Raw genomic sequence first — 21,960 nt, forward strand, 5'->3', positions numbered from 1 at the left:
TACGGCACATGCGCTTCGCCTCCCGCTTCAGGGCCGCCGCGCAAGGCATTCCGCGATTCTAGCCAGTCGCGGGCCGCACGTGCGGCACTTTCTTCGTGCTGCTTCCGTCATGCCGGACGTCTCGCCGCGCGAGCGGCGCGCCGTTCCATTCGAACACCGTTTTCCCCACGACTGCCGATGACGAACCCGACACCCAACATCCTGATCCTGATGGCCGACCAGCTCACGCCGTTCGCGCTGCCGGCCTATGGCAATCGCGTCGCGCGCACGCCGACGCTGGACCGTCTCGCCGCGCAAGGCGTCGTATTCGACGCCGCGTATTGCGCGAGCCCGCTGTGCGCGCCGTCGCGTTTCTCGCTGCTGACCGGCAAGCTGCCGTCGGGGATCGGCGCCTACGATAACGCCGCCGAATTACCGGCGCAAACGCTGACGTTCGCGCACTACCTGCGCGCGGGCGGCTATCGGACGATGCTGTCCGGCAAGATGCATTTCTGCGGGCCCGATCAGCTGCACGGCTTCGAGGAGCGGCTCACGACCGACATCTATCCGGCCGATTTCGGCTGGGTGCCCGACTGGGACAGCCCGACCGAGCGGCCGAGCTGGTATCACAACATGAGTTCGGTGCTGGAGGCGGGCCCGTGCGTGCGCACGAACCAGCTCGATTTCGACGACGAGGTCACGTTCGCCGCGAAACAGAAGCTGTACGACGTCGCGCGTGAACGCGCGGCCGGGCACGATGCACGGCCGTTCTGCATGGTCGTGTCGCTGACCCATCCGCACGACCCGTATGCGATCACGCGCGAATACTGGGATCAATACAGCGACGACGAGATCGACATGCCGGCCGTGCGGCTCGACGCGGCGCAAAGCGATCCGCATTCGCAGCGGCTGCGCTTCGTCTGCGAGAACGACCGCACGCCGCCCACCGACGCGCAGATCCGCGCCGCGCGCCGCGCCTATTACGGCGCGACGTCCTACGTCGACACGCAGTTCGGCAGCGTGCTGGCCGCGCTCGAACAATGCGGATTCGCCGACGACACGATCGTGATCGTCACGTCCGACCATGGCGACATGCTCGGCGAACGCGGGCTCTGGTACAAGATGACGTTCTTCGAAGGCGGCTGCCGCGTGCCGCTGATCGTCCATGCGCCGGGCCGCTTCGGTGCCGCGCGCGTGCGCGGACCCGTGTCGCACGTCGACCTGCTGCCGACCCTGGTCGACCTGGCCGGCGCCGCACCGGCCGGCGGCTGGCCCGACCCGGTCGATGGCGCGAGCCTCGTGCCGCACCTGCACGGCACGCCCGCACACGACGTTGCGCTCGGCGAATACCTCGCGGAAGGCGCGGTTGCACCGGTCGTGATGATCCGCAGCGGCGACTGGAAGTACGTGCATTGCCCGGCCGATCCCGACCAGCTCTACAACCTCTCCGACGACCCGCGCGAGCTGACGAACCTCGCCGGCACGCCGGAGGCGGCCGACGTGCTCGCCGCGTTCCGCGCGCAAGCCGCGCAGCGCTGGAACCTGCCCGAACTGGACCGGCAGGTGCGCGCGAGCCAGCGGCGCCGGCGCTTCCATTACGCGGCGACGACGCAGGGCCGCATCCAGGCGTGGGACTGGCAGCCGTTCACCGACGCGAGCCAGCGCTACATGCGCAATCACATCGAACTCGACACGCTCGAGGCGATGGCGCGTTTTCCGCGCGTCGGGCGCTGAGCGTCCCGGATCGCGATCACTGACGAACGACGGAGGAAGCGGACGATGGAACGGCAATGCAATGCAGCAATCCGGATCGGCGCGGCGCTCGCCGCGGCCGCGTGCGTGATGACGACGCAGGCCGCGCACGCGGCCGACCCGCAGACGTGCAGCGACGTGAAGATGGCGGCGCCCGGCTGGACCGACATCGATGCGACGAACGCGATGGCGGGCGTCGTGCTGAAGGCGCTCGGCTACCGGCAGGACGTGGCGAACCTGTCGGTGCCGATCACGTACCAGGGGCTCAAGAAAGGGCAGGTCGACGTGTTCCTCGGCAACTGGATGCCCGCGCAGGCGCCGCTCGTGAAGCCGTTCGTCGACGAGAAATCGATCGACGTGCTGCACGCGAACCTGAGCGGCGCGAAGTTCACGCTCGCGGTGCCCGATTACGTGGCGGCCGCCGGCGTGCATACGTTCGCCGATCTCGCGCGCTACGCGGACCGCTTCGGCGGCAAGATCTACGGGATCGAGCCCGGCGCGCCCGCGAACCAGAACATCAAGCGGCTGCTGTCCGACCATGCGCTCGGCCCGGCGAACTGGTCGCTCGTCGAATCGAGCGAGACGGGCATGCTCACGCAGGTCGAGCGCGCGGTGCGCGACAAGCGCTGGATCGTGTTTCTGGCGTGGGAGCCGCATCTGATGAACACGAAGTTCCACCTGACCTACCTGTCGGGCGGCGATGCGTATTTCGGCCCGAACTACGGCGGCGCGACGGTCAATACGGTCACGCGCGCCGGGTTCGCCGGCCAGTGCGGGAACCTCGCGCGGCTGTTCCGGCAGATGACGTTCTCGGTCGACGTCGAGAACCGGATGATCGCCGACATGCTCGACCACAAGACGTCGCCCGCGCTCGCGGCGCAGCATGCGCTGAAGGCCGACCCGGCGCTGGTGGCCGGCTGGCTGGACGGCGTGACGACGGCGGCCGGCGCACCGGGCCTGCCGGCCGTGCGCGCGGCCCTCGACGGTCGCTGATTCCCGCCCTCGCGGCGGCCGGTTTTTACCGTGCCGCCCGTCTACGTGTTTTCCCGACCAGTCGCATCGTGACCATTTGGTGTCGCCTTCAGACGGGTGGCGCGAAATATGGGTTTGTATTTTTCGCCAATGGCTGCGTTATTGCGGAAAACGAAATACCAAAGCCAGCGGGCGTACCGAATTCGAATCCACCGGCGCATCGCAGCGCGCGCCGGCACGAGGTTCTTTCCATCGAACGGTTCAGGGAGGGTGGTCGATAATGAAGCATACGAAAGTTGCCGTAGCCGCCGCGCTTGCATGCGCGGCCTGTGTACCTGCCATCGGGCATGCGCAGAGCAGTGTGACGCTGTACGGGATTCTCGACGCGGGCATCACGTACGTGAACAACACGGGCGGCTCGCACGTGGTCAAGTTCGACGACGGCGTCGCGTACGGGAACCGCTTCGGCCTCAAGGGCACGGAAGATCTTGGTGGCGGCCTGAAGGCCGTGTTCACCCTCGAGAGCGGCTTCCGCCTCGGCACCGGGCAGCTCGGCTTCGGCGGCTCGGAATTCGGCCGCCAGGCGTATGTCGGCCTGCAGAACGACTGGGGCACGCTGTCGTTCGGTAACCAGCTCGACATCACGAACGAACTCGTATCGATCTACAACATCTCCGCGTGGGGCAGCGGCTATGCGATCCACCAGGGCGACTTCGACCGCTTCAACGGCGACCGCCTGCCGAACTCGGTGAAGTTCCTGTCGAACGACCTCAGCGGCTTCAAGTTCGGTGCGATGTACTCGTTCGGCAACGTCGCGGGCAACTTCCATCGCAACAGCGCATGGAGCGCGGGTGCGAGCTTCACGAAGGGCGACTTCTCGATCGGTGCCGCGTACACGCGCCTGAACAACCCGAACGGCATCTATGCGTTCGACCCGTACGCGATGATCGGCACGCATACGTTCCTCGGCCAGCAGACCGTCACCGTCGATCCGGCGACCGGCGCACGCACCGACCTGTTCGCGAACACGCCGATGGATGTCGACAGCCAGGGCACCTTCGGCATCGGCACGAGCTACACGATCGGCAAGCTGACGCTCGACGGCAACTTCTCGTACACGACGATCAAGGGCTTCGGCCAGTCGTCGCACATGCAGGTCTATGAAGGCGGCGGCTCGTATCAGTTCACGCCGGCATTGAGCCTGATCGCCGGCTACCAGCACACGCGCTTCGAAGGCCATCACTGGAACCAGGGCACGGCGGGCCTGCACTACATGCTGTCGAAGCGCACGGACGTGTACCTCTCCGGCGATTACCTGCGCGCGTCGCAAGGCGTGGATGCGGTGGTGGGCTACAGCTTCACGCCGTCGACGACGCAGACGCAGGCCGACGTGCGGATCGGGATGCGGCATTCGTTCTGAGCAGTGTTGTGTGGGGTAGTGACGTCTTCAGCGAGAGGTCTCTCTTTGGCGCGAACCGAGGTTCGCGCTTTTTTTTTGCCGGGTGCAAGCGGGCATGAGATCCGTCCGGTCAGTGCCGGCCGCGTGGCCACTGCCACGGGATCGTCACCGGGAACGACGGCTCGACGGTGTTGACCATTGCCGTCTATAGGCGTTAGCATCGTCCGCATGCTTGATCGCACCATTTCCCCCTCCTCGCTGATCCGCGCATGTTGTCAGAACATGCCTGGGGGAAGTTGCGTCTAGCGAACTCGCTAAACATTCAAGCAATCGCCTTCCGGCCGCCTGTGATGCAAAACAGGCGGCCTTTTTGTTTTTGGGCCGACCCTTTCCGGACGGAGAAACTCGATGCCGCTTGCGCTGTATGACACCTGGTCGCGTACCGTGCGCCCGTTCACGCCTATCCATCCCGGGCAGGTCGGCATGTATTGCTGCGGCCCCACGGTCTACGACGATGCCCATATCGGCAACCTGAGAACCTACGTGTTCGAGGATCTCCTGCGCCGCGTGCTGGAGCGCAACGGATACGCGGTCCGGCACGTCGTCAATATCACCGACGTCGGCCACCTGACTTCGGATGCGGACGAAGGCGAAGACAAGATGGAGAAGGGGAGCCGTCGAACCGGCGAATCGGCGTGGGAGATCGCCCGGCGCTACACCGAGGCGTTCGTCCGGGACTGGCGCGCGCTCCACCTGCTCGAGCCGACGGTCTGGTGCCGCGCCACCGATCACATCGCCGAACAGATCGCGTTCATCGAGACGCTCGACCGGGCCGGCTACGTCTATCGGACGGACGACGGCCTCTACTTCGATACCAGTCGGCAGGATGACTACGGTTATCTCGCGCGGCTGGACCGCACCGGGCTGCAGGCGGGCAAGCGGGTAGCGCTGGGCGAGAAGCGGAGCATCACGGATTTTGCGTTGTGGAAGTTCAGCCCGGCCGACGTCAAGCGGCAAATGGAATGGGACAGCCCGTGGGGGCGCGGCTTTCCGGGCTGGCATATCGAATGCTCGGCGATGTCGGCGAAGTATCTCGGGACCTTGTTCGATATCCATTGCGGCGGCGAGGATCACGTCGCCGTGCATCACAGCAACGAGATCGCGCAGACGCGGGCGGCCCACGGCACGCAGCTCGCGAATTACTGGATGCACGGGCACTTTCTGACACGCGAGGCCGAGGACGAGGCCGATGCCGATGCGAAGATGTCGAAGTCGAGTGGCGATTTCGTCCGTCTGCAGACCTTGCAGAGCCGGAATGTCGATCCGCTCGCGTACCGTTACCTGTGCCTGACGGCCCATTATCGAAGCAAGCTGCGTTTCTCGTGGGCGTCGCTCGAGGCGGCACAAACCGCACTGAATCGGCTGCGGCAGGTCTATGCCGGCTGGCCGGACGGCGGGCGTGTCGATGCGGATTTCGCTGCGCGATTCGACGCCGAAGTGAACGAGGACCTGAATCTGCCCAGGGCGCTCGCGGTGCTGTGGGATCTGGTCAGGAGCAATCTGCCGCCGGCGACCCTGAAAGCGACCGTCGACGGCTTCGACGCCGTGCTTGGCCTCGGTTTGCGTGAATGGCGGCCGGTTGCGATCGACGTTCCGGAACACGTCCGCGTGTTGCTCGACGATCGTGAGCGCGCGAGGGCAGGCAAGGACTGGGCGCAAGCCGACCGGATCCGGGCGGCGCTGAGCGCCGAGGGCTGGAGAGTCGAGGACACGCCGGAAGGTCAACGTCTGTTCGGCATCACGGTGGGCTCGACCGATACGGGCAGCCCGCCGCGGTGAAGCGCGCGGGCCGCCTGCATCAGAAGATCCGGTGCCCAAGCCACCATCCGCCGGCTGCGAACAACGCAGCCGCGGGCAGCGTCAGCACCCACGCCCACACGATGTTGCCGGCCACGCCCCAGCGCACGGCCGACAGCTTCTGCGTCGCGCCGACGCCGACGATCGCGCCGGTGATCGTGTGCGTGGTCGACACCGGAATGCCGAGGAACGATGCCAGGAACAGCGTCATCGCACCGCCGGTTTCCGCACAGAAACCGCCGACCGGCTTGAGCTTCGTGATCTTCTGGCCCATCGTGCGCACGATGCGCCAGCCGCCGAACAGCGTGCCGAGGCCCATCGACAGGTAGCACGCGCCGATCACCCACGCGGGCGGCGCATCGGCGGTCGCCGACGCGTAGCCCGTCGCGATCAGCAGCATCCAGATGATGCCGATCGTCTTCTGCGCGTCGTTGCCGCCGTGGCCGAGGCTGTACAGCCCGGCCGACAGCAGTTGCAGCCGACGGAAGCGCCGGTCGACCTTGCTGGGTGCGGTACGGAAATACAGCCACGACACGCCGAGCATGAACAGCGAGCCGAGGATGAAACCGAGCAGCGGCGAAATGAAGATGAACGCGATGGTCTTCAGCAGCCCGTCGATGTTCAGCGAACTCCAGCCGGACTTCGCGAGCGCTGCGCCGACCAGGCCGCCGATCAGCGCATGCGACGAGCTCGACGGAATCCCGTAGTACCACGTGATCACGTTCCAGCCGATCGCACCGATCAGCGCACCGAACACGACGTAGTGGTCGACGATCTCGGGATCGATCGTGCCTTTACCGACGGTCTGCGCGACTTTCAGGTGGAAGATGAAATACGCGATGACGTTGAACGCCGCCGCGAACACGACGGCCTGCTGGGGTTTCAGCACCCCGGTGGACACGACGGTGGCGATCGAGTTCGCCGCGTCGTGAAAGCCGTTCATGAAGTCGAATACGAGCGCGACGAGCACCAGTGTCGCGACCATCCATAGGGCGAGTTGTATCGAATGCATCTTGTTGATTCGCTCAGGCGTTTTCCAGCACGATGCCTTCGATGATGTTCGCGACATCCTCGAATTTGTCGGTAATGCGTTCGAGCAGGTCGTAGACGCCCTTCAGCTTGATGAGCGTCTTCACGTCGATGTCGTCGCGAAAGAGTTTCGATATCGCGGATCGCAGCACGCGGTCGGCACGGGTTTCGAGCGTGTCGATCTCTTCGCATGCCTTGAGGATCTCCGCCGACAGCTTCATGTCGGACAGCCGGTTCACCGCGATTTGCGCCTGCAGCGCCGCCTGCACGACGATGTCCGCGAGTTCGCTGGCCTCCGCGGTGACCGACTTCAGGTCGTAGACCACGACGGTGGTCGCGACGTCCTCCATCAGGTCGAGGATGTCGTCCATCGTCGTGACCAGCTTGTGGATCTCGTCGCGATCGAGCGGCGTGATGAAGGTCTTGTGCAACAGGTCGATCGCATCGTGCGCGAGCTTGTCGCCGGTTCGTTCGGTGGTCTGGACGTTGGCCATGGCCAGCTCGGCATCGTCGAGATTGTCGAGAAGCATCTGAACCTCGCACGCGGCCAGGACGATGTGCTGCGCATGCGTGTCGAAGAGGTCGAAAAACCGGTTTTCGACGGGGAGGAAGCGTCCAAGCATGGATTCTCCGGGGAAAAGGTGGGCGGAATGACGCGGGTCAGGCTGCGCACGGGCGGCACAGCATGCGGTTGCCGAACGCGACGTGCCGGCGTTCCGCGAGCGCGCGCAAGTCCAGCGGACGCTGGTTGACGATCGTGCTGGCGTGCCCGGCCGACAGGTCGGGATTGACGAAGTACATCAGCGACTTGCGCGGTGTGCGTGTGCGCGGGCGTTCGACGGCATGCTGCATCGCCGGCACTTCGCCGTCGGTGAGCGCTTCGAGCAGCGAGCCGGCCAGCACGATCATTTCGTCGGACCGCGGTAGCGCGGAAATCGGCGACGCATCCGGCAGCAGGATCAAGCCGGGTGCGGTCGGCCGGATGAACGACAGCAGGTGGCCGTCTTCGTGCGGATCCTGCAGATACGCGCGGTCATGGCTGCCGTGATGCTGGTCGTACGCGCAGAGCTGCAGGTAGGAGCTGTGCCGGACCGGCGGCTGCGGCGTGCCGCCGAGGTTGTCGCACACCGCGTCGAGCAGATCCTGCGCGATCGCGCTGATGCAGGCTTCATAGGCGGCCAACTCGCGGTAGAACGTGGACTTCACCAGCGGAAAGCCGCGATGCGCGTCGCGGCGCGCGACCCAGTAGCAGAATCGGTCGCACAGATCCGGCCGCTCGGGCGTATGCGAGTATTCGAGCCCGAACGGCAGGAAGCCGTCGGTCTGGTCCGGAAACGAGAACGCGAGCTTTTGCTTGCGATCCAGCTGGTCATAGGCTGCCGCGACCCGGTCGAAATGCATGAGCAGTGCGTACGGCATCTTGAAGTAGACGTAGCTGTCGCGGATCAGCCGGCTGGCGTGGAGTTTCATACGGTTTTGCATGGTGTTCTCCCGGTACATCGGACATGGCGTGGTGCCGAACGGCGGTCGTTGCCGCGTTGCCGGCACATGAGAAGGCGGGGCGTGGTGTGCGCGATCCGGTCGGCGTCATCGCGGAGCGTGTGACGGAACCGTGGCGGCTAGACGCACATGACGTATGAGGTGGCGACGCGGGTGAGCGTCCTTGCGGCTGCCGTGGCCGAGCCGGTGTTGCCGGTGCGGCTGAGCGGAGATATCGAGTCGTGTCATGCGTGCTCCAGGCGCCGGGCGGCACACGGCGGGAGCGTCACGACGTCAACGACGGACGAACGCTTCCCGCCGCGCCGCGTCGGGCGCGATCGGCTGATAAGAGGCTGGGAGTCGGGTGTTCGCCGGCATGGCGTGCGAACGCGCGCCGGCGCAGCTTAATCGGCTAGGGTCGTCGTCCATTTCGAACTCCTGTCTATTTGCGCAACACGTGCGTGAACCTGGGCTGCGCACGCGCGAGCATGCGGCCGGACACGCGCACGCGACGCGGGTCACGTACGGAAGCCGCCCAAGTGTCGAGCGGCGATTGAATTGTCGAGTACGGGAATTTCGGATCGACGGCACGCCGATCCTGAAAGACACCGCATCCTGCTATCCCGGGATGCGGCAGAAGACAAGGCTCTGCGAAGCTTCCTCAGGCGGCAGTCAGGTTGGTACAGGACCAACTACAACTCGCATCGGTAGGCACAGAAGCCTCCATGAATGAAAACGAGTGCGATGTTAAGAGGGAACCGCGCGGCGCGTCAATCGAAAACTTCGCATGCGTTTTACGCGGCTTCGCCGGCAGGTTGCCCGGGTGCGATCGGGTACGGCCGGCGATGCGTCGAAACAATTTCGGGACAGCGGGCGGCGCACGGCCGGCCGGTCCGGCGGAACGGCGTCACGCGGTTCGCCGGCGTCCGGCATCATGTCGGTTCGACGACGACGGCCGTGCCGTAGCAAATGACTTCGGTTACCCCCGACCCGATCTCGGTCGAGTCGTAGCGCATCGCGACGATCGCATTCGCGCCGAGCTTGCGCGCATCGGCGAGCATCTTGTCGAAGGCGTGCTGGCGGGCCTTCTCGCACAGCGACGTATAGAGCGTGATGTTGCCGCCGAAGATCGTCTGCAGCGATGCGCCGAACGAGCCGACGATCGAGCGCGAGCGCACGATGATGCCTTGCGCGACGCCGAGCGAGCGGACGGTCGTGTGGCCGGGCAGGTCGAAAGCCGTCGTGACGCGAGCGGGCGACAGATCGTCGAAGGAGCGGCTGGTATCGGTCATGGCGGAACCTCGAAAGCGGAGTGGTCGAACGCCGATTCTATCCGGACGCGCGCACGAAGCTGGCGGTGAGCCCGTCGCGGTATCGCGAGGCGGCCGGTCAAACAATCGAGAGGTGGGCAGTGTTTAACGAATGGATCGACGCGTTCTGGCAGCAGAAGTTTTCGGGAGACCGATGCGTTCATGACGGCAACGATCTGCAGATCGCCGTCAGTTCCGCGCTCGACGACGAGCAGGGCATGATCCTCGTGCCGACCGACGGGAAAAACCGGATCGTCGTGCAGGAAAAGGTTGCGCACACGCTGCGCCTGGAGGAAGCGGATGCGTGGACGATGGCCGCGTTCGTCGATCGCCTGTCGGCCTCGGGCGGCGGTTTGTGTGGTGCGGACAATCTTTTCTACTATTCCGCGCCGGCCCTGGCCGATCTGCCGAATCACGCGATTCCCGCGACGGTCCGGGCGCTGACGCCGGCGGATCGACCGGTATTCGACGCATTCACCGCCGCGATGCCGGCGGACGACTTCGATACGGCCAGCGTCGAACTCGATCATTGGCGCGTCTTCGGTGCATTCGAGCAGGTTCGGCTGGTATGCGCGGGTAGCGTCTATGCGTGGTGGCATTCCTGCCTGGCCGACATGGGCGTGCTGACGCTGCCTGAATTCAGGGGCAACGGCCACGCGCGCGGCGTCGTGCGCGCGATGAGTGTCGCGGCCTGTCGCGAAGGGCTGGAGCCGCAGTACCGGTGCCAGCTCGACAATCCGGCTTCCGCGGCAGTTGCGCGGGCGGTGGGCATGCGTCTTTACGGGACGCTGGACGAGATCATCTGAATTTGTCCGGGGGCGCCGGGAAGGAAGCACATGCCGCCGCCTCCTTCCCGGCCGCACGCCGTCAGGGCTTTACAGCGGTGCCGCCATTGCCACCGAGATCGACCGCGTAGGCCAGCGCCAGCTTGCCGAACTTCAACGCGTGATTCGCCTGCCGATCCGAATTCTCCAGCGTGTCGTTCACGGTATGGATATACGGACTGTCGTTCTGGTCGGCCTCGAACGGGAACGACGCCGGATACCCTTGCGCATTCCACGACGCGTGATCCGAGCACGCATACCCGCACTGCGACGTACCGATCGCGAGTTCCGGCAGGTAGATCTTCGCCAGATTCGTCAGGTAGGTGTTCTGCGACGCGTTCGTGTAGTCGGTGATCAGGTAGATATCCTTCGGATCGCCCTTGTAGTTCGTCATGTCGAGTTGCAGCACGCCGATCACGTTCGCATTCTGCGCGCGGAACTGCTTCGCGATTGCTTTCGAGCCGAGCAGGCCGGCTTCCTCGGCCGCGTACCCGACGAACTTGATCGTCCGCTTCGGCCGGTAGTTGTTCGCCAGCAGCACGCGCAGCGCTTCGGTGAGGCTGGCGATACCCGACGCATCGTCGTCCGCGCCGGGCGAGCGCGTGTTCTCCGTCGTGCGGCCGACCGTCGAATCGAGGTGGCCGCCCAGCACGATGGTGCCCGCGGCCGGATCGCTGCCGCGGATCGTCAGGATCACGGATTTCTGCGGAAAGCCCGTGTGTGCAAACTGTTCGACGGCGATGTCGGCGCGCGAACCGGCCAGTTGCTTCCACTGCAAGGCGAGCCAGTCCGATGCGGCGACGCCGTGCGACGTCGTGTAGTAGCGGTTCGTGAAGCCGGACAGCGACGTGATCGTGCCGACGATGTTGCTGGCCTGCAGCTGCTGGATCCACGTGCCGATCTGCGGCGCATTCGAGACCTTGTACACGGAGGCGGCGGCCTGCTTCGCGAGGGTCGGCGGCAACGGCTGCAGTGCCTGACGTGCTTCGTCGAACGAGTCGTGCACGACATAGCCGGGCCCGTGGCCGCGCGTATGGTGGACGGCATGGGCCAGCTCGCCGAGCCGTGAATCGTCGATCTCGACGACGTGGACGGTTTCGCGGCGCGCGGCGCCGTCGGCCGTCTTGCCGGCGTCGAGCGTCGTGCTGTATTGCGCGGTGGCGCTCGCGTCGATGCGTTGCAACTGGCGGAACGCCGCGTCGCCGAGCGTGATCCATACCGGCGTCGCGTGCGCGGCGGCGGTCAGCAGCATGCCGCCGAGCGCGGCGCTCAGGCGGGTCAGTTTCAGAGTAGGCATGTTCGATCTCGTGAGGATGGCGATGTCGAGGAAGAGGGCGTGCCGCAGGTCGTGCGATACGCCCCCGCCTGCTGCGGAATTACGACTTCTTCGGTACGATCACGCCGTACGTGCAACTCTGGTTGTACGCATTGCCGATCGCGGTGAGCTGCGCGCTGCTGTAGCCCAGTGCGGACGCAGCCGTCAGCACGGCCTGCGCGGCGGCCTTCTGGTTGGTCGAGCCGTTGGTCATCGACAACCCCTTCAGGAACGCCTTGTCCATCGCCTGCGCACCGATCGCGTCGCGCGCGACGAGGTTGCATGAGGCCCAGTACTGGCCGGCCGTATGGATCTCCGCGCCGCGCGCCTGCGCATAGGTGCGCCCGACGTTCCAGTTGGTCACGCGGCCGCCCCAGAACTCGTTGTGGCCGTCCCAGTTGTAGACCCAGTGGTACTGCGCATCCGACGGGCTCCACTGGTTGAAGTCACGGCTGTACGCGGCGGCGAGATAGTCGCCGGTGCCTTCCGACAACCCTTCCTGCTGCGACAGGCCGCCGTTCGTCACCCAGTCGTGGATGCCGTGCCCGAGCTCGTGGATCACGACGTCCGCGTCCTCCGCATCGTCGACGCCGCCTTGCCCGAAGGTCAGCCGGCCGCTGCTCGACGAATACGACGAGTTGTCGTCGCCCGATTCGCCGTGCGGGTCGTACTGCACGCCGCCCGTGTACTGGTACGGCATCGCCTTGATGCCGAGCGTCTGGTTCACGTAACGCAGGAACGTGTCGATGTGGTAGTACGCGTTCACGGCCTCGAAATACAGGTTGCCGCGCGTGAATTCGAACGCGGGCGTCGACTGTACGGGGCACGCGTTGTCGAGCGGCGCGTCGAAATCGACGCATACCGCATACGGGCCCGACAGCGAGTAACGCGCGCCCGACTGCGCGAGATCCTTCAAGGTCACGCGCACGCGTGCGGCGGTGAGTTGCGACGAATCGGCGTCGTTGTTGTCCTTGTAGCCCGTGCTGCCGTAGCTGCTTTTGGTCGGCGACAGCGGGTCGGGCCGGAACACGAAGCCCGTGCCGTCGGTCGCGTAGAACGCCTTGTCCTCGGCGCGCAGCACTTCGCCGCTGCCCGAGTCGATCAGCAGTTCCCAGTCGCCTTTCGGGCCGTCGTTCGGGCGGCCGCGCACTTTCCACGCGGTATGCGTGCCGGCCTTGTCGACGAAGGCGACGAGCTGCGCATCCAGGTTCGTGAAGCCGCTCACGCCGAGATACGCGCGGGCGCGGTCGAGCGCCTGTTGCTGGTCGACGGCCTGCGACTTGCGCGAGGTCGCGACCACGCCGTTGATCGTGTTGCTCGCGACGTACAGGATGCGGCCGTCCTTCGCGACCGTCACCGCGATATCGCTGCCGTACACGGGCAATCCGGCTGCCTGCTGCTGCAGGCGCACGACGGTGAAATCGGCATCGCTGCGCTCCGACGTGACGACGAGGCTTGCGAGCGCGGTCGCGTCGAGCCCGAGCTGCGTGGCCTGCGACGCGACGAAGTCGCGTGCGGTAGCAGCGGGCGTCGTGGCGGTTTTCTTCGCGCGATACGCGGGGGCGTACAGCGTGACGGCGACGCCGTCGGCGCGGAACTGCCCGGCGGCCGTATCGGCCTTGGCGGCCGGCGGCGTGACGCCGCGTGTCAGGCTTTCGCGCAGGCTCGTTGCTTGCGGATTCGACACTTTCGTATCGGCCGCGGTGCCGCCGACGATGCCGAAACCGAGCGCGAGACCCAGGGCGAGCGGCAGTGCTTTGCGTGATGTCTGCATACGTGATCCTCATCTCAACGGTTGGACACGCCCGCGCGTTCGTGGCGCGCAGGCACGACACGGCCCGTGCGCCGGCTCGATGGAGCCGGTGCGGCGAAGCGGTGTTGGGGGTGTCGACTGACTAAGGAACCCTAAATGTCAGGTCGAAAAGAAACAGGCGGGCGAAGAGCGGGAGAAGCAGGCCGAGAAGCGCGCGAAGAAGCGAACGGCAGGCAGGTGCGGCGACGGAGAATCGTGCATCGTCATGTCATACCCCTCGGATCGGATCGATATCGGTTGGCAGCCCGCGGCGCTCGACATGCGTCGGGATGCGGCACGCATGTCGTTAGGCTGCCTATCTAACTTTTTTTGGTATGTTACAGAACATTTTCAGCGACATTCCAATTTATTTTCGATGACCGCTTCAGTCCGTCGATCAATCACCGGCATTGTTCAGCGAGCGTCGGGAAACGCTGCCGGAACGCGCAATACCGCGCCGGATTGTGCTTGAAACCCGTGACGATCAGCGCGTCGCACGCCGGTCGCTACGCGGGCTCAAGCCGAATCGCGCGCGATACGTGCGCGAGAAATGCGACGGCGATTCGAACCCGCAGGCGACGCATACCGAGGTGATGCTCATGTCGGTCTGCTGCAGCAGTTCACGTGCGCGATCGAGGCGCAGGTTCAGATAGAAATGCGTCGGCGTGTCGTTCAGCGTCGCGCTGAACAGCCGCTCGAGCTGGCGCCGCGTGATCGATACCTCCTGCGCGAGCGCATCGGAGCCGAGCGGGTTTTCCATGTGCCGCTGCATCGTGCCGATCACCTGGATCAGCTTGCGGTTGTGCACGCCGTAGCGCGCCGCAATCTCGAGCCGCTGGCTGTCCGAGCGCTGCCGGATCCGGCTGACGACGAACTGCTCGGAGATCGCCGCCGCGAGATCGGCGCCGTGCCGCCGCCCGATCAGGTCGAGCATCATGTCGATCGACGCGGTGCCGCCCGCGCACGTGATGCGCCGCTCGTCGATCTCGAACAGCTCCTGCGTCGCGTTCAGGCCGGGGTAGCGTTCACGGAACGCGGCCAGCGCTTCCCAGTGCAGCGTGAGCGGCTGCGACGCGTCGAACAGCCCGGCTTCCGCGAGCACGAAGCTGCCGGTGTCGATGCCGCCGAGCGTTGCACCATGACGGTGCTGGCGGCGCAGCCAGTCGCCGATCGCGCGCGTATAGCACGTCAGGGGATCGAAGCCTGCGACGACGAACACCGTATCGACCTTGTCGACCTCCGCGCACGCGGCTTCGGCGGCGACCGGAATGCCGTTGCTCGCGGCGACGGGCGCGCCGTCGGCGCTGATCACGTGCCAGCGATAGAGCTCGGTGCGAAAGCGGTTCGCGACGCGCAGCGGTTCGACCGCGGACATGAAGCCAAGCGCGGAGAAGCCGGGCAGCAGCAGGAAGTGAAAATCCTCGGGCATCGGGGCAGGGGATGGAATCCGGTGGTCGTCGCGCATCGCACGGGGCGGCGAGCGGATGGGCATGCGTTGCGGCCGGCTCGCGCGCGCCGAACGGTCAGCGGGAGATTATCGCGGGTTTTGCGCGGCGTCAGCGCGTTTTTGCGCCGCGCACGGAGCGGCGCGCGGTGGTCGACGGCAACTCGCCGAACTGCGCCTTGTACGCGTTCGCGAAATGGCCGAGATGGATGAAGCCCCAGCGCGCGGCTACGTCGCTGATCGGCAGGTCGGCCTGCCGCGTATCGAGCAGCATGCGCCGCACTTGCGACAGGCGCAGCGAGCGCACGTAGTGCAGCGGGCTGGTCTGCACGACCGACTGGAAACTGTTCTGCATCGTGCGCCGGCTCACGCGCAATTGCGCGCACAGGCTCAGCACGTCGACCGGTGCTTCGGGATGGCCGATCACGTAGTCGTGCACGCGGCGCACGATGTCGGCGCGGCAGGCGTGCGTGAGACGGTTCGACGGTTCGGGAATCCGGTAGGTGAGGAGATCGACGAGCACGTTGCCGATCTCGCCGCGCAGTTCGCGCTGCGCGCGTGCGTCGCGGTAGGTATCGGGTGCCGACAGCACGCGCTCGAGTTGCGTGGCGATCTGCACACTCGCGCGCATCAGCACGGCGTTGGGCATGTCGACGATGCCGCGTCGCAGTGTGGCTTCGTCGAGGTGGACGTCGGCCGCATCCTCGACCTGCTGCATCAGTTCGCCGTCGGCGACGACGCCGATCAGCGACATGTCGTCGGGCGAATGCAGCTCGAACGGCGCACCGCCGCGCGCCATCACCATCGTGCCGTGTTCGATGCGCACGCCGCCGAATGCGAACGCACCCGAGCCGGTGAGCGGCATGCCGAACACCGTATGGTCATGCGGCAATCGTCCGCGCTGGATGATGCGAACGTTGGCGGCTTCCTGGAACAGCTGCATGCCGTCCAGCACCGCATGCTTGATCGCGCTGCGATACGGGCCGGAGCCGATCTGGTCGTAACGCTGGTTCCAGCCGCGCAGCGCCTCGGCATGCCGGTCCGCGTTGTCGAACCTCTCGTGAAACACGAACACAGCGCCTCCAGGTGCATCGATCAGGACCGCGCAAGATTAAACCGACCGTGCGGTCGGCGCAATAAGGGGGAGCGCTATTCCGGGCACATTCGTCAGAGGGTCGGAAGCCGCCAGCCGGCGTGGCTTTCAGGCGGTTTTCCAATATCCCGAATCGGCACGCACGCGGTGCCGGTCCGGGTGCTGACCGGATTTATTGTCGAACTACAGTCGCCCCACATCACGTGATTCCCCAACTGGAGGCGACATGAGAACAAGGCGACGAACCGCGGTGCTCGCGGCGACGCTGGCGTTCGCGGCGACATGGATCGGCAGCGCGAACGCGACGGAACAACCGGAGGAGCTGGTCGTGCAGAAGATGCCGCCGTGGCATCCGCACGAGGTCTATATCGTCGACATCTCGATGCCGTCGATGACCGACGGGCGCATCTACGCGTACGACGCCGATGCGAAGAAGCTGCTCGGCCAGATCGACGGCGGCTTCGGCCCCGGCTTCGCGATTTCGCCCGATCACCGGACCAGCTTCGTCGCGACGACCTACTTTTCGCGCGGCTCGCACGGCACGCGCACCGACGTGGTCGAGATGACCGACAACACGACGCTCGATCACGCAGGCGAGATCGCGATTCCGGCGAAGCATGCGCAGCATGTGCCGTCGCCGTACAACACGGCGTTCAGCGCGGACGGCAAGCGGCTGTACGTCGCGAACATCACGCCGGCCGCGTCGGTGACGGTGATCGACGCCGTATCGAAGAAGGTGCTGTCGGAAATCGACACGGCGGCCTGCGTGCTCGCCTATCCGTCGGGCAACGATCGCTTCACCGCGCTGTGCGAAAGCGGCAAGGCGCTGACCGTCACGCTCGATGCGAACGGCAAGGAAACGAAGCGCGCGATGTCGGAGGCGTTCATCGACGTCGACCAGGATCCGGCGTTCGTGAACGCGTCGCGCTACAAGGGCGACTACCTGTTCACGACCTACGGCGGCAACGTTCGCAGCGCGGACTTCAGCGGCGACAAGCCGGTATTCGGCAAGTCGTGGCCGCTGCTGACGGACGCCGAGCGCGCCGAAGGCTGGCGCCCGGGCGGCATGCAGCAGACCGCCGTGCAGGCCAGGCAGAACCGCTACTACGTGCTGATGCACAAGGGCGGTGACGGCTCGCACAAGGATCCCGGCACGCAGGTGTGGGTGGTCGACCTGAAGTCGAAACAGCGCATCGCGCGCTGGGATCTCGCGCAGCAGAAGATCGATCCGCTCGTGTCGATCCAGGTCAGCGAGGACGACAAGCCGCTGTTCTACGGGCTGACGGCGACGTCCGACCTCGTCGTGCTGGATGCGCGCACGGGCAAGCTGCAGCACGTCGAGAAGCAGATCGGCAATACGTCGTCGCTGCTCGTCAACCCGTGAGGCCGCGATGACACTCGATCCCGTCCTTGCCACCAGCGCGCAGGCCGGCGCTGCCGTCGTCGTGCTGCTCGGTGCCGTCGCGAAGATGCGCCGGCCCGCCGCCTTCAGCCAGGCGCTGGCCGGCTACCGGCTGCTGCCCGACGCGTTGACCGCGCCCGTCGCGTTCGCGATTCCGCTCGCGGAAGTCGTCGGCGCCGCGGCGCTGCTGTTTCCCGATACGCGCACGGCCGGCGCGCTCGGCCTGATCGCGTTGCTGCTGGCGTTCGCCGCCGCGATTGCGATCAATCTCCTGCGCGGCCACACCGACATCGACTGCGGCTGTTCCGGCTTCGCAGCGGCACGCACCGATGCACCGCGCGGCATCGGCTGGCTGCATGCCGGGCGCGCGCTGCTGCTCGCCGCGCTGGCCGCGACCGCGCTCGTCGAACCGGGCGCACGCGCGGTCGTGTGGTTCGACTACCTGACGCTGTTCTTCTCCGTGCTGCTGATCGTCTGCGCGCTGCTCACCGTCGACGTGCTGCTCGCCAACGACCCGCGCCTTTCCCACTTGAGGAATTCATGATGCAAACCGCTCTCACCGTTTCCACCGCCCTGCTGTGGGTGGCCGTCCTCGCGCTCGGCGCGATCTGTCTCGCGCTCGTGCGCCAGATCGGCATCCTGTACGAACGCATCATGCCGGCCGGCGCGCTGATGATCGACAAGGGGCCGGCAGTCGGCGCGATCGCGCCGACCTTCGAACTGACCGACATTCGCGGCTCGCAGGTGAAGGTCGGCGGCTTCGAGGCGTCGGGCAAGGCGACGCTGCTGTTCTTCCTGTCGCCGACGTGCCCGGTCTGCAAGAAGCTGCTGCCGCTGCTGCCCTCGCTGCAGGCGAGCGAAGCGACGCCGGTGAACATCGTGCTCGCGAGCGACGGCGAGGTCGACGAACACACGCGCTTCGCGCGCAAGCACGATCTCGGGCGCTTCCCGTACGTGCTGTCGCAGGAGCTCGGCCTCGCGTACCAGATCGGCAAGCTGCCGTATGCGGTGCTACTCGATGAAACCGGCACGGTGCGCGCGAAGGGGCTCGTCAACACGCGCGAGCATCTCGAGAGCCTGTTCGAGGCGAAGGAGCGCGGCGTCGCATCGCTGCAGCAGTTCGTGCATGGCGATCACGGCCACGACCACGACGCGCACGCGCAGCACGCATGACCGGCCGACCCTCTTTCAACGTCAAGGGAGAACAACGACATGGGCCTGTTTGATTCATGGTTCGAGCGGTCGGCGCGCGGCGTCGCGCAGCACAGTTCGCGGCGCAGCGCGATGGCGAAGCTCGGCAAGGTGCTGGTGGGATCGGCGATGCTGCCGCTGCTGCCGGTCGATCGCACCGCGTATGCGGCCGATGCGGCGTCGGGCGCGTCGGCGGCATCGGGCGGCGCCGCAACGGCGGCAAGCGATGACCCGATGAGCTGCGACTACTGGAAATACTGCGCGATCGACGGCTGGCTGTGCAGCTGCTGCGGCGGCACGTCGAGCAGTTGCCCGCCGGGCACGACGCCATCGCCGATCACGTGGATCGGCACGTGCCGCAATCCGCACGACGGTTCGGACTACATCGTGTCGTACAACGATTGCTGCGGCAAGACGTCGTGCGGCAAGTGCTTCTGCAACCGCAACGAGCGCGAGAAGCCGCTGTACAAGCTGTCGTTGAACAACGACATCAACTGGTGCATGGCCAACGGTAATTCGAACTATCACTGTTCGGTTTCGGTTCTGCTGGGAGCTGCAAAACAATGAAAGGGAAGCAAGCTGGAAAGATCGCCGTCGTATGCTTGACGGCCGTGGCGGCCTTCGTGTTGGCGGGCGCGGCCGGCGCGCAGGAAACCGTGCATTACCCGGCCGGCAAGAGCGTGTTCGACGCGCAGTGCGCGGTGTGCCATCAGGCGGGTGGCAAGGGGCAGGACGGCCTCGCGCCGCCGCTGACCGAGTATCCGGGCAAGTACGCGACGGCCGAGGCGGGGCGCGCGCAGCTGGTCGCGACGCTGCTGCACGGGATGTTCGGCGAGATCAAGGTGCGCGACAAGCATTACAACTTCAAGATGCCGTCGTTTGCGAGCGCGAGCGATGACGACATCGCGCACGTGCTCAACTACGTCGTGTTCGATCTCAACGCGCAGCACGGCGACGCGAAGCCGTTCACCGCGGCCGATATCCGCGCGGCGCGCGCGAAGGCGATGGACGGCACGGCCGTGCATGCGCAACGCGAAGTCGTCGTCAAGGGGCTCGGCCTGTGAGGCTCGCCCGCGCGCCTCGTGTTGGCGACGCCGCATCGCTCACGCGGTGCGCGGAGTCGTCGTGGCTCGGCAGTGTGTCGTGTCGCCTGTCGTCGCTGCTGATGCTGGCCGGGGCGGTGGTCGGTTTGGCCGCAGCACCCGTGCATGCCGAAGGCGCGGCGGACGCGACGCTCGCGCGGCAGCACTGGGTGCTCAACTGCATGGGCTGCCACACGGCGACGGGTGGCGGTATCCCCGGCAAGGTACCGCCGCTCGCGAACTCGCTCGGTTATTTCACGCATCTGCCGGCCGGGCGCGAGTACGTGATGCGCGTGCCCGGCGCGTCTAACTCGGCGCTGTCGGACCAGGATCTGGCCGACGTGCTCAACTGGGTACTCACGACCCTGAACCGCGACGCGCTGCCGCGCGACTTCAAGCCTTATACGGCCGCCGAAGTCGCCGCGCATCGCCGTCCTGCCTTTTCCGACGTCGCGACCGTGCGCGCCGGCCTCGTTCGCGCGTTGCAGGCACGCGGGATCGACGGCGTCGCCGATCGCTACTGACCAACCCATTCAGGAACTCGAGGAAGATCGAAGATGGAGACGAACGAAATTTTCCCGCTGCTCGACAACGCGATGCCGTTCGGCGGGATGAAGCAGGCGGGTTTCGGTCGCGAACTGGGGCGCGCTGCGATCGACCAGTACACGGAAAGCAAGTCGGTGATGATGAACTACGCATGAGCGTAGCGGCGGGTGCGTGCGTGGCCGGTACTTCGGCCGCGCACGCATGCTGACGGGCCGGCGCATTCCGATTCCGGTATGCGCCGCGACACGGATACGACGTATCAGGGGGAGACGACCGATGAAGGATCTGACGACGCCGCGCAGGATCGCGGCGGCGGTGGCGGCGCTCGCCGTCACGCAAGGGGCGCATGCGTTGAGCAGCGTCACGCTGTATGGCGATGTGGACGCCGGCATCACGATCACGAACAACCAGCAGACGACGGGCGCCGATGGTGCGGTACGCGGCGGCCGCAACGTTCAGTTGACGGGCGGCAACCTCGCACCGCCGCGCATCGGCCTGACCGGCAACGAGGATCTCGGCGGCGGCACGGCTGTCGCGTTCAAGCTGGAGAACAGCTTCTGGATGAACAACGGCAATCTTCTGCAGGCGGATACGCTGTTCAACCAGAACGCATGGATTGCGTTGACCAACGATCGCTACGGCACGCTGACGATCGGCCGCCAGTTCGACTCCTACACGACGACGCTCGCGCCGTACGCGTCGAGCATTCCGTGGGCGACGCTGTATGGCGCGCATATCGGCGACGTCGACAACCTCAATGCGGCGCTGAACCTGAACAGCGCGGTGCAGTACGCGAGCCCCACCGTGGCGGGGTTTGCGTTCAGCGGCACGTTTTCGTTCGGTGGCGTCGCCGGGGATTTTTCGCGGCAACGCGGCTGGGCGCTGGCGGCGAGCTACAACCACGCGCCGTTCTCGTTCGGCGTCGGCGTGCTCGACCTGAATCATCCGCTCGATGCGGCGCTGGGCGGCGCGCAAGCTTATATCGGCGATTTCGCGTGTTCGAATCCGGCAGCCATGTACTGTCAGCTACAGAACGCGCGCGCGCTGAGGGCGATCGGCGCGGGCGGGTCGTATGCGATCGGGCCGGCGACGCTCGGCGTCGTCTATACGCATACGACGCTCGACGACAGCCTGTACTTCGCCGATACCACGCATCCGCATGGCGCCGACGCGCGCTTCGACATCGTCGAGGTCAACGCGACTTTCTCCGTCACGCCGGCGCTTACGCTGGGCGCCGCGTATATCTACAACGCGATGAAGAGCGACGCGAGCGGTTCGCCGAAGTTTCATCAGGCGAACCTGGGCATGACCTACAACCTGTCGAAGCAGACGACGCTCTATACGGTCGGCATCTTCCAGCAGGCGGCGGGGCACGGCATCGGCACCGATCCTGTGACGGGCGGCTCGGCGAACTACGCGCAGATTCCGAACCTGCCGAACTCGACCAGCCGTCGGCAACTGGCGGTGACGGCCGGGTTGAAGCACAACTTCTGA

The 21,960-nt window shown here is 66.0% G+C and carries 21 protein-coding genes; 13 read left to right on the forward strand and 8 right to left on the reverse strand.

What is annotated here, in order from left to right:
• Positions 1 to 177: 177 nt before the first annotated feature.
• The 4 genes from betC to cysS all read left to right on the forward strand — a co-directional run bounded on the left by betC (position 178) and on the right by cysS (position 5,941).
• Positions 178 to 1,713: a choline-sulfatase gene (betC, locus tag ACN8ZM_RS18565; RefSeq protein WP_205823443.1), complete on the forward strand. Its 1,536-nt coding sequence runs from the start codon at positions 178 to 180 to the stop codon at positions 1,711 to 1,713.
• Positions 1,714 to 1,758: 45 nt separating this feature from the next.
• The gene (choX, locus tag ACN8ZM_RS18570; RefSeq protein WP_420211998.1) at positions 1,759 to 2,724 is read left to right on the forward strand and encodes a choline ABC transporter substrate-binding protein; all 966 of its coding nucleotides are present in this window, start codon (positions 1,759 to 1,761) and stop codon (positions 2,722 to 2,724) included.
• A gap of 259 nt (positions 2,725 to 2,983) precedes the next feature.
• Entirely contained in the window at positions 2,984 to 4,123 is a 1,140-nt protein-coding gene (locus ACN8ZM_RS18575; protein WP_043180415.1) for a porin, read from the forward strand.
• 387 nt (positions 4,124 to 4,510) lie between these two features.
• Entirely contained in the window at positions 4,511 to 5,941 is a 1,431-nt protein-coding gene (gene cysS / locus ACN8ZM_RS18580) for a cysteine--tRNA ligase (RefSeq protein ID WP_420211999.1), read from the forward strand.
• A 19-nt stretch (positions 5,942 to 5,960) separates the two neighbouring features.
• On the opposite strand, the gene ACN8ZM_RS18585 is transcribed toward cysS, so the two are convergent.
• From ACN8ZM_RS18585 to ACN8ZM_RS18600, 4 genes are all read right to left on the reverse strand, one after another.
• Positions 5,961 to 6,971 carry an inorganic phosphate transporter gene (locus ACN8ZM_RS18585; protein WP_043180412.1) on the reverse strand — a complete coding sequence of 337 codons (1,011 nt, stop codon included), beginning with the start codon at positions 6,969 to 6,971 and terminating at the stop codon, positions 5,961 to 5,963.
• 13 nt (positions 6,972 to 6,984) lie between these two features.
• Positions 6,985 to 7,611, reverse strand: coding sequence for a DUF47 domain-containing protein (locus ACN8ZM_RS18590; protein WP_043180410.1), 627 nt, complete (start codon positions 7,609 to 7,611; stop codon positions 6,985 to 6,987).
• A 37-nt stretch (positions 7,612 to 7,648) separates the two neighbouring features.
• Positions 7,649 to 8,458, reverse strand: a complete 810-nt coding sequence (locus ACN8ZM_RS18595; protein ID WP_420212000.1) for a 2OG-Fe(II) oxygenase family protein — start codon at positions 8,456 to 8,458, stop codon at positions 7,649 to 7,651.
• Between the two features lie 941 nt (positions 8,459 to 9,399).
• Positions 9,400 to 9,759: a YbjQ family protein gene (locus tag ACN8ZM_RS18600; RefSeq protein ID WP_043180408.1), complete on the reverse strand. Its 360-nt coding sequence runs from the start codon at positions 9,757 to 9,759 to the stop codon at positions 9,400 to 9,402.
• Between the two features lie 119 nt (positions 9,760 to 9,878).
• On the opposite strand from ACN8ZM_RS18600, the gene ACN8ZM_RS18605 reads away from it, so the two are divergent.
• Positions 9,879 to 10,583, forward strand: a complete 705-nt coding sequence (locus ACN8ZM_RS18605) for a GNAT family N-acetyltransferase (RefSeq protein ID WP_420212001.1) — start codon at positions 9,879 to 9,881, stop codon at positions 10,581 to 10,583.
• 61 nt (positions 10,584 to 10,644) lie between these two features.
• Here the strand turns inward: ACN8ZM_RS18605 and ACN8ZM_RS18610 are convergent, their stop codons facing one another.
• From ACN8ZM_RS18610 to ACN8ZM_RS18625, 4 genes are all read right to left on the reverse strand, one after another.
• Positions 10,645 to 11,898: a M20/M25/M40 family metallo-hydrolase gene (locus ACN8ZM_RS18610; RefSeq protein ID WP_420212002.1), complete on the reverse strand. Its 1,254-nt coding sequence runs from the start codon at positions 11,896 to 11,898 to the stop codon at positions 10,645 to 10,647.
• Between the two features lie 79 nt (positions 11,899 to 11,977).
• On the reverse strand, positions 11,978 to 13,690 hold the full coding sequence (locus tag ACN8ZM_RS18615; RefSeq protein ID WP_420212003.1) for a peptidase: 1,713 nt from the start codon (positions 13,688 to 13,690) through the stop codon (positions 11,978 to 11,980).
• Between the two features lie 502 nt (positions 13,691 to 14,192).
• The gene (locus ACN8ZM_RS18620) at positions 14,193 to 15,137 is read right to left on the reverse strand and encodes a GlxA family transcriptional regulator (RefSeq protein WP_043180401.1); all 945 of its coding nucleotides are present in this window, start codon (positions 15,135 to 15,137) and stop codon (positions 14,193 to 14,195) included.
• 127 nt (positions 15,138 to 15,264) lie between these two features.
• Positions 15,265 to 16,227, reverse strand: coding sequence for a helix-turn-helix domain-containing protein (locus tag ACN8ZM_RS18625; RefSeq protein ID WP_043180400.1), 963 nt, complete (start codon positions 16,225 to 16,227; stop codon positions 15,265 to 15,267).
• Positions 16,228 to 16,471: 244 nt separating this feature from the next.
• Here ACN8ZM_RS18625 and ACN8ZM_RS18630 point away from each other — a divergent pair, with 244 nt between their 5' ends.
• The 8 genes from ACN8ZM_RS18630 (at position 16,472) to ACN8ZM_RS18665 (ending at position 21,960) form a co-directional block, all read left to right on the forward strand.
• Positions 16,472 to 17,629 (forward strand): amine dehydrogenase large subunit, encoded by a 1,158-nt coding sequence (locus ACN8ZM_RS18630; RefSeq protein WP_420212004.1) that lies wholly within the window; start codon positions 16,472 to 16,474, stop codon positions 17,627 to 17,629.
• 7 nt (positions 17,630 to 17,636) lie between these two features.
• Entirely contained in the window at positions 17,637 to 18,191 is a 555-nt protein-coding gene (locus tag ACN8ZM_RS18635) for a MauE/DoxX family redox-associated membrane protein (protein ID WP_420212005.1), read from the forward strand.
• A complete protein-coding gene (gene mauD / locus ACN8ZM_RS18640; protein WP_174936500.1) occupies positions 18,188 to 18,820 on the forward strand; it encodes a methylamine dehydrogenase accessory protein MauD in 633 nt (210 codons plus the stop codon). The genes ACN8ZM_RS18635 and mauD overlap by 4 nt, the downstream gene beginning before the upstream one ends.
• A 39-nt stretch (positions 18,821 to 18,859) precedes the next feature.
• Positions 18,860 to 19,405, forward strand: coding sequence for a methylamine dehydrogenase light chain (locus ACN8ZM_RS18645; RefSeq protein ID WP_089475427.1), 546 nt, complete (start codon positions 18,860 to 18,862; stop codon positions 19,403 to 19,405).
• Positions 19,402 to 19,902, forward strand: a complete 501-nt coding sequence (locus ACN8ZM_RS18650) for a c-type cytochrome (protein ID WP_420212006.1) — start codon at positions 19,402 to 19,404, stop codon at positions 19,900 to 19,902. The genes ACN8ZM_RS18645 and ACN8ZM_RS18650 overlap by 4 nt, the downstream gene beginning before the upstream one ends.
• Positions 19,903 to 20,003: 101 nt before the next feature.
• Entirely contained in the window at positions 20,004 to 20,444 is a 441-nt protein-coding gene (locus ACN8ZM_RS18655; RefSeq protein ID WP_230624242.1) for a c-type cytochrome, read from the forward strand.
• A 48-nt stretch (positions 20,445 to 20,492) separates the two neighbouring features.
• Complete coding sequence (locus tag ACN8ZM_RS18660) at positions 20,493 to 20,621, forward strand: aldehyde dehydrogenase family protein (protein ID WP_420212639.1); 129 nt, start codon at positions 20,493 to 20,495, stop codon at positions 20,619 to 20,621.
• A gap of 121 nt (positions 20,622 to 20,742) precedes the next feature.
• Positions 20,743 to 21,960: a porin gene (locus tag ACN8ZM_RS18665; protein ID WP_420212007.1), complete on the forward strand. Its 1,218-nt coding sequence runs from the start codon at positions 20,743 to 20,745 to the stop codon at positions 21,958 to 21,960.

This window comes from Burkholderia aenigmatica (assembly GCF_048627025.1).
GTDB lineage: Bacteria > Pseudomonadota > Gammaproteobacteria > Burkholderiales > Burkholderiaceae > Burkholderia > Burkholderia aenigmatica.

What these genes read in the sequence shown, in the direction of transcription:
- ACN8ZM_RS18585 (WP_043180412.1), bottom strand. Translation starts at nt 6,971, where the DNA reads ATGCATTCGATACAACTCGCCCTATGGATGGTCGCGACACTGGTGCTC.
- mauD (WP_174936500.1), top strand. Translation starts at nt 18,188, where the DNA reads ATGATGCAAACCGCTCTCACCGTTTCCACCGCCCTGCTGTGGGTGGCC.
- ACN8ZM_RS18590 (WP_043180410.1), bottom strand. Translation starts at nt 7,611, where the DNA reads ATGCTTGGACGCTTCCTCCCCGTCGAAAACCGGTTTTTCGACCTCTTC.
- ACN8ZM_RS18620 (WP_043180401.1), bottom strand. Translation starts at nt 15,137, where the DNA reads ATGCCCGAGGATTTTCACTTCCTGCTGCTGCCCGGCTTCTCCGCGCTT.
- choX (WP_420211998.1), top strand. Translation starts at nt 1,759, where the DNA reads ATGGAACGGCAATGCAATGCAGCAATCCGGATCGGCGCGGCGCTCGCC.
- betC (WP_205823443.1), top strand. Translation starts at nt 178, where the DNA reads ATGACGAACCCGACACCCAACATCCTGATCCTGATGGCCGACCAGCTC.
- ACN8ZM_RS18645 (WP_089475427.1), top strand. Translation starts at nt 18,860, where the DNA reads ATGGGCCTGTTTGATTCATGGTTCGAGCGGTCGGCGCGCGGCGTCGCG.
- ACN8ZM_RS18600 (WP_043180408.1), bottom strand. Translation starts at nt 9,759, where the DNA reads ATGACCGATACCAGCCGCTCCTTCGACGATCTGTCGCCCGCTCGCGTC.
- ACN8ZM_RS18655 (WP_230624242.1), top strand. Translation starts at nt 20,004, where the DNA reads ATGCTGGCCGGGGCGGTGGTCGGTTTGGCCGCAGCACCCGTGCATGCC.
- ACN8ZM_RS18635 (WP_420212005.1), top strand. Translation starts at nt 17,637, where the DNA reads ATGACACTCGATCCCGTCCTTGCCACCAGCGCGCAGGCCGGCGCTGCC.
- ACN8ZM_RS18595 (WP_420212000.1), bottom strand. Translation starts at nt 8,458, where the DNA reads ATGAAACTCCACGCCAGCCGGCTGATCCGCGACAGCTACGTCTACTTC.
- ACN8ZM_RS18610 (WP_420212002.1), bottom strand. Translation starts at nt 11,898, where the DNA reads ATGCCTACTCTGAAACTGACCCGCCTGAGCGCCGCGCTCGGCGGCATG.
- ACN8ZM_RS18630 (WP_420212004.1), top strand. Translation starts at nt 16,472, where the DNA reads ATGAGAACAAGGCGACGAACCGCGGTGCTCGCGGCGACGCTGGCGTTC.
- ACN8ZM_RS18650 (WP_420212006.1), top strand. Translation starts at nt 19,402, where the DNA reads ATGAAAGGGAAGCAAGCTGGAAAGATCGCCGTCGTATGCTTGACGGCC.
- cysS (WP_420211999.1), top strand. Translation starts at nt 4,511, where the DNA reads ATGCCGCTTGCGCTGTATGACACCTGGTCGCGTACCGTGCGCCCGTTC.
- ACN8ZM_RS18615 (WP_420212003.1), bottom strand. Translation starts at nt 13,690, where the DNA reads ATGCAGACATCACGCAAAGCACTGCCGCTCGCCCTGGGTCTCGCGCTC.
- ACN8ZM_RS18575 (WP_043180415.1), top strand. Translation starts at nt 2,984, where the DNA reads ATGAAGCATACGAAAGTTGCCGTAGCCGCCGCGCTTGCATGCGCGGCC.
- ACN8ZM_RS18665 (WP_420212007.1), top strand. Translation starts at nt 20,743, where the DNA reads ATGAAGGATCTGACGACGCCGCGCAGGATCGCGGCGGCGGTGGCGGCG.